8 protein-coding genes are annotated in these 6,416 nt (G+C 61.2%); 4 read left to right on the forward strand and 4 right to left on the reverse strand.

Annotation, left to right across the window (positions count from 1 at the left end):
- The first annotated feature begins 105 nt into the window (after positions 1-105).
- Positions 106-888 (forward strand): hypothetical protein, encoded by a 783-nt coding sequence (locus tag NKH89_RS19225; RefSeq protein ID WP_023717223.1) that lies wholly within the window; start codon positions 106-108, stop codon positions 886-888.
- A 60-nt stretch (positions 889-948) separates the two neighbouring features.
- Here NKH89_RS19225 and NKH89_RS19230 read toward each other — a convergent pair whose 3' ends face one another.
- From NKH89_RS19230 to NKH89_RS19245, 4 genes are read right to left on the reverse strand one after another with little or no spacing between them, the layout of a single operon-like run.
- Positions 949-1,725, reverse strand: a complete 777-nt coding sequence (locus tag NKH89_RS19230; RefSeq protein ID WP_352909547.1) for an N-formylglutamate amidohydrolase — start codon at positions 1,723-1,725, stop codon at positions 949-951.
- Positions 1,725-2,246 (reverse strand): hypothetical protein, encoded by a 522-nt coding sequence (locus NKH89_RS19235; RefSeq protein WP_352909567.1) that lies wholly within the window; start codon positions 2,244-2,246, stop codon positions 1,725-1,727. Before NKH89_RS19235 ends, NKH89_RS19230 begins: the two co-directional genes overlap by 1 nt.
- Positions 2,216-3,043 (reverse strand): type I glutamate--ammonia ligase, encoded by an 828-nt coding sequence (locus NKH89_RS19240; RefSeq protein WP_352909549.1) that lies wholly within the window; start codon positions 3,041-3,043, stop codon positions 2,216-2,218. Before NKH89_RS19240 ends, NKH89_RS19235 begins: the two co-directional genes overlap by 31 nt.
- Positions 3,040-3,687: a cysteine hydrolase family protein gene (locus NKH89_RS19245; RefSeq protein ID WP_352909551.1), complete on the reverse strand. Its 648-nt coding sequence runs from the start codon at positions 3,685-3,687 to the stop codon at positions 3,040-3,042. The genes NKH89_RS19240 and NKH89_RS19245 overlap by 4 nt, the downstream gene beginning before the upstream one ends.
- Positions 3,688-3,838: 151 nt before the next feature.
- On the opposite strand from NKH89_RS19245, the gene NKH89_RS19250 reads away from it, so the two are divergent.
- The 3 genes from NKH89_RS19250 to NKH89_RS19260 form a co-directional block, all read left to right on the forward strand.
- On the forward strand, positions 3,839-4,561 hold the full coding sequence (locus NKH89_RS19250; protein ID WP_352909553.1) for a LuxR family transcriptional regulator: 723 nt from the start codon (positions 3,839-3,841) through the stop codon (positions 4,559-4,561).
- Positions 4,562-4,644: 83 nt separating this feature from the next.
- A complete protein-coding gene (locus tag NKH89_RS19255) occupies positions 4,645-5,337 on the forward strand; it encodes an acyl-homoserine-lactone synthase (protein WP_352909555.1) in 693 nt (230 codons plus the stop codon).
- A gap of 184 nt (positions 5,338-5,521) precedes the next feature.
- The coding region (locus tag NKH89_RS19260; RefSeq protein WP_352909557.1) for a hypothetical protein at positions 5,522-6,416 on the forward strand (895 nt) is incomplete at its 3' end.

A 6,416-nucleotide genomic window follows, 5' to 3' on the forward strand; every position in this document is an offset into this window, starting at 1 on the left:
CAATGCAGCACAAGAATTGCAAGTGGGCTGGACGCCCACGGTTAATCTTGGCAGAATTGCTATTAGGGCGCCGTGATACTGTTACGGCGAAACACGGGGGGAATCATGGCTTCAACGACACTGGAACGGCCTGAGAAATTCGAGATCGGCAGAGTGTTCAACAACAGCTTCGCCGTGATCGGCCGCAACATCGGCTTATGCCTTGGGCTCGCGCTGCTGTTTTCAGGCTTGCCGGCGATTATTCTTCGGCTGTGGAGCCAACCGCAACTAGATGCGGTTCTGCAGGGCGACCCCGGCGCCGCGGCCGATCCCTCGATGATGTTTCAGAATTCATGGATTACGGTTATTGCGGGATTGCTATCCTTCGTTTTCGCGCTGCTGCTCCAGTCGGCGCTGGTGCGGGCAACGATCGAGGACTTGAACGGCAAGCGGCCGACCTTTGGCGACTGCATTCAGATAGCCATCCGCAATTTGCTGCCGACCCTTGGTATTGGCCTGCTCGTCGGCCTGGGTGCGGGCCTGGCGTCGATAGCTTTGCTGGTTCCCGGCATCATCTTGTGGCTCGGATGGTGCGTGGCGGTGCCGGTTCTGATCCAGGAGCGGCTTGGCGTGTTCGGTTCGATGTCGCGCAGCCGTGTCCTGACCAAGGGCAACCGCTGGCCGCTATTTGGCCTTTTCCTGATCCTGATGGTCATCGCGATGGTCATCCAGTGGGTGATGCTGGCAGTCATCGTCATGTTTGGCGGGATCATTGCCGATGTGGCGGCAGCCTTGGTGTCGACCGTGCTGTCGATGGTGCTGTCGGTCGCCACGGCGGTCAGCTATGTCGAGCTGCGGCAGGTCAAGGAAGGCACCAGCGTCGAAGAACTGTCGCAAATCTTCTCCTGAGGACGGTGGAGGCTTTTCACCGGCTGGCATCTTGCGTTGCGGCCGAGCAGCCGAGCTCGGTCACAACGCCTTTGTCTGTGCCGGCAACGCTGCTGCCAGGCGGTGCGCCCATTCCTCGATGCCGGAGCGGCCCGCCAGCAGGTCCTGCCTGATCTCGACGAGGACGGCTGGAATGCCGCGATCGTCGCCATGGACCGGTATGGCGTAGTCGCCCTCGCGGCTGATCACGTAAGGCTCGTTTGCCGCGACGTTGAGCCCGATGCCGGCGCCCAGGCCGGCAAGCACTGCCTGGCCGAACTCGATTGCCAGGTCGTAAAGCACGCCGGCGTGCCAGGGCCGCGCAATGCCGAGAAAGACCGGCGTGAAGGAGTGGATCGTCGCGATCCGCGTCGGTCTGCCCTGCTTCGCCCGGCCGTCGAGATGGGCGGCGACGCGGTCATGAAACGGCGCGAACATGATTTCGGCACGCCGGCTTCGTTCCCCCAGATCGAGGCCGACATTGCCGGGAATGCCGGTGTCCTCCGACAGCACCGGAATGCTGCCGCTGGAACCCAGCGGCCGGTTGAGATCGATCAAAAGCCGCGAATAGGAGCTGAGGAAAGCCGGAGCATCGAGCAGCTTCGACAGAGCGCGGGTCACTTCGGCGGCGCCGATGTCCCAGGCGATATGGCGCTGCAAATGGCTGCTGTCGAGACCGAGCCGCGCATACTCGGCCGGGATGTGATTGGACGCGTGCTCGCATATCAGAACGATATCGGAACGCCCCGTTTCGTTGATTGCTTCGACCGCGGGTGGCCAACCTTCCGGTAGGATGGCGTTGGCAACCGGCTCAGCCATCAATAGAGCGTCCGGTAGAGGTCGCAGACAGCCACTGGATCAAGCCCGGCAAGGCGCTCGGTCTCATGCCGCTTGAGGCCGACAAAAGTCTCGACGAACACCGGCGCGAACCATCCTGTCACGGTCTTGTCGGCAACGAGCGCGTCGAGTGCCGCCGGCAGCGTTTCCGGCAGCCGTACGAGGCCAAGCTTCTTGCGTTCGGCGGCGCTCATCTGCGTCGGGTCGCCGGCGACCAGCGGCGGTGCCGGCAGCTTGGCTTTCAGCCCCTCCAGCCCGGCGCGCACGATCGCCGCCAGCGACAGATAGGGATTGCCGGTGGCGTCGGCGGCCCGGTATTCGATGTTGTACTGCCGCGCCGGATCGCGCCCGCCGATGGTCACCGTCGGGCAGATGCGCAGGCTAGCCTCGCGGTCGCGATCGGCAAGCCAGGTGTAGGACGAGCTCCAGCTGTGCGGCTTCAGCCGGTAGTAGGACGACACACTCGCCGCCGTCATGGCGGTGATCGCGGGCAGATGGCGCAGGACGCCGGCGCAGAACGAAGCGGCCGGGCTGGAAGCCCGCCCGGCTGTGCCGGATCGTAGGTCGCCGGCTTGCCGGCCGCGTCGACGAAGCTGAAATGGATATGGACGCCGTTGCCGACGGCATCCGGCGCGATCTTGGGCGCGAAGCTCGTCCGCCAGCCGGCACATCGCGCGACTTCGCGCGCGATCTCGCGGATGGCGACGGCACGATCGGCCGCGGCGAGCGCATCGGCTGGCTCGCATGTCACCTCGAATTGGTCGGTGCCGAATTCGGCGATCACTACTTCCGGTGCGACGCCGGCTTCCGCCAGCGCCGCCATCAGATTGACGGCAAACGGATCGGCGCGGCGCAATGCGGCCAACGACATCGAATGAGCCGGCCCAAAGTCGCCTTCGATATGGAATTCATGCTCGAACGCGGCGATGACGGAAAGCCCGGTCGCCGCCTTCAACTCCGCCAGCGCATCGCTCAGCATGGTCCGCGTGCAGCCGAGCCACGGGCTGCCGTCCAGTTCGACGATGTTGCCGGCGACCATGTCGAACGGTGTCGGCGATCCGGTCAGCGCCGTGCGAAACCGCGCGTTGAGATCGGGAACGAGACGCACGTCGCCGGACGAGCCCCAGGGATTGGGATCGACGATGGAATTGAACGGCGTCAGCGACAGATTGGCCTGCAGCCAGCCGACGCCGGTCGCGGCGATCTTCTGCAGCTTGCTTTCGACGACGGAGCGGCCGCGCGTGATCGCCGAAAGGTCGGTGGTGACGACGGCAACGAGCGGTTCGACGGTCGAAGTCATGTAGCTTTTCCCAAGGCTTCGAAACGGGCAGTAATGATGGCGGTGTCGGCGATCCAGCAATAGCCGCCGAACGCCTCGAGCGCGCCATCATGGCGCTCCTGCGAGGCGGCGGCGCAAGCGTCCGATACGCAGGTGACGAGGTAGCCGCGATCGGCGGCATCGCGCACCGCCATGTCGACGCACTGGTCGGTCATAATGCCGGCGACGATCAGGTAACGCACGCCGAGGTTTTTCAGGACATAGTCGATGTTGGTCGAGTTGAAGACGCCCGACGACGTCTTCGGCAGCATGATCTCGTCGCCGACCGGCGCCAGCGACGGCACCGGCAGGCCTTCCGGCCGGCTCGGCGCAATGTGTATCGGCGTCAGCTTGTGGTCGAGCGAGCAGTCGCGGCCGTCCTCGGTCAGGCTTTGGATGATGGTGTGGATCACCTCGACGCCGTTGGCCCGCGCCGCCGCCAGCAGGCGCTCCTGGTTGGGGATCGTTTGCGACGCGGTCTGCCGGTAGAAATAGTGGTCGGGACCGCGCTCCGGATGCGCCGGATCAGCACCCGGCTCCAGCCAGACCCGCTGCATGTCGACCAGCAGCAGCGCGGTTTCGCCAGCCCGGAACGGCTCGTTTCGTTTCGGCAATGATGGCGTCATGCTTTCTGGTCCTGTGTTGGCGATCACAATCCGGCTGATTTAGCTGATTTTGGTCCACGCGTCCTGCATGGCGGACACACTTATTGGGAGTATTCGAAGTTGCTAATTTAATGTAAGCTTTGTTTTCGGCGTGGAGACGGGGGTCTCTGTCATGATCGATTCAGACGTGTTCGACTTTGTCGAACGCTGCAGGAAACACACAGCCACCGGGCCGCTGCTGGGCGACTTGCTCGAAACCGTGCGAAATCTCGGCTTCGAGCACCTGATCCTGAGCGGCGTGCCGCTCGGTGGCCAGAAGCTTGCACCGATGGTCGAACTGAATGGCTGGCCGGCCGGCTGGTTCGAGCGCTATGTCGAGGCCGAGCATGCCGCGGCTGATGGTGTCTGCATCTATTCGGCAAAGACTTTAAAGCCGTTCCTGTGGTCCGAAGTCCCGGCAAAGTGGTCGGATACGGAGGGCTCGCGACGCGTCGCCGGCGAGGCGACGGAGTTCGGCATCTGTAGCGGCTTCGCTGTGCCGATGCTCAGCGTTCATCACTGGCAATCCGTGCTGTCGTTTGCCTCTTCCGCGAAGGCCTGCGCCCTGTCGCCGCGCCATCAAGTGCAACTGGTGACCATGGCGGTCTATGCGGGCATGTCGATCCAGGCCTTGGCCAATGACGATGATGACCATGAGGGCGTGCTGACCGATCGCGAAAAAGAGGTGCTCTTGTGGGCTGCGGCCGGCAAGACCTCATCGGAAACCTCACAGATTCTCGGCCTGACCGAGCGTACGGTCAAATGGCACTCAACGCGCGCTCGCGAGGCTTTTGGCGTCGCAACGACCACGCAAGCGGTCGTTGAGGCTGTGCGCCGGCGTCTGATCCATCCCTAAACGCGTCAACTGTCCCATCGGACAGGTGACGTATATTAGCGCGACTGCGAGTATCCCTTTGAGAACGATCGGGGGATCGCGCCATGATAACGGCCCACGTAGTCAATGCGCATAACAAGCATCTCTACGAAAACGAATTCGACGAGTTTCTGCGCCGCCGGCACGACTTCTTCGTGCACCAGAAACATTGGCGCCCTCCGAGCCCGGATGGTCGCGAACTGGATCAATTCGATACAGGCGCGGCGACATACCTGCTGGGCATTGAAGACGATCGCGTAGTGACTTCGGCTCGATTGATCCCAACGAGCGAGCCGCACATGGTCTCGGAGGTTTTTTCTCACATGTGCGAAAAATCGGGCGTCCCCAGACGTCCCGACTGGGCCGAATGGACGCGCACATTCGTCGTTCCCGACAAACGCACTGCTGGACTGAGGGGCACGCTGACGCAGCTGTGCTGCGCGGTGATGGAATACGCGCTCGACGAGGGCCTCAGCGCCGTCGGCGGCATCCAGGAGACGTACTTCATGCCGCACCACGGCGCCCTGAAGTGGCGTGCCGAGCCGATGGGGATGGCCAGGGAAGAAAACGGCGAGTGGTATATTGTCGCGTATATCGAGGTGAATGAGGCGGCACTGGCAAGTGTTCGGAAGATACTTAGGATTGGGCATTCGTTGCTGGTTCGGCGGGGGAGGCAATTGCCGTTTATCAAAAGCAACAAAACCATGCGAAGGGTATATGCATATGACAATCAGTCTCATGAAGAGGAACTCACATAACAACTCATAGACATAACTGAGCTGTGTTGCTTGGTTTGGTGTTATTTGTTGCTATTAATATCATTAGGCTACCTACTCGCAAGAAAAATGATTGATATGAAGTCTTGTTTGCTGTGTATTTTTCTGGAATATTAGCAGTCGATTGTCCAGATGCGTTAGGCAGTGGAAATCAAGGGAGGAAAACGTGGCTCGAGAACCCAATCAGGAGCATGGACCGAATAATCCGGCACCAAAAGGCATTGATTTAACTCCGGATAACCTAATAGAACGGCTTGGCGACATTGATGATATGGCAGGCCTTGTACAGCTAGCAGGGTACATTGGCCCTGCCAAGGCAAAAGGTTATGCGAGAATATATAGCGACTTGTCGTTTTCAAGCTACGTTGAAATACCCGATGACGCGATTGTCAGTAGAACAAAGCCGCTTGATGACGACCCAATGGGCAAGAGTATCGTTTATATCCGCTCAGGTGTGCGCACCAAGTCCGTTTCGGTAACTACACGAAGCGTTGAATCAGACTATCTTTCCGGCGTTATTGCTTCAAGTTACCTTGGGCAATCGCAAATGCGCGGGCCGGTGGCACCCCAAGGTGGCGTGACATCCGATCCGAACGTCTGCACCACGCTGGTATGTCAGACGGTGTCGCTGGCATTCTGCATCCAGGGGCAAGGGCGTGGGCCGGCTGCACCCCAAGGGGGCGTGACATCCGATCCGAACGTCTGCACCACGCTCGTATGTCAGACGGTGTCGCTGGCATTCTGCATCCAGGGGCAAGGGCGTGGGCCGGTGGCACCCCAAGGTGGCGTGACATCCGATCCGAACGTCTGCACCACGCTGGTATGCGAGACGGTGTCTCTGGCATTCTGCATCCAGGGCCAAGGGCGTGGGCCGGTGGCACCCCAAGGTGGCGTGACATCCGATCCGAACGTCTGCACCACGCTTGTATGTCAGACGGTGTCGCTGGCATTCTGCATTCAGGGGCAAGGGCGTGGGCCGGTGGCACCCCAAGGTGGCGTGACATCCGATCCGAACGTCTGCACCACGCTGGTATGCGAGACGGTGTCTCTGGCATTCTGCA

This window comes from Mesorhizobium sp. M0923, from assembly GCF_040319365.1.
GTDB lineage: Bacteria > Pseudomonadota > Alphaproteobacteria > Rhizobiales > Rhizobiaceae > Mesorhizobium.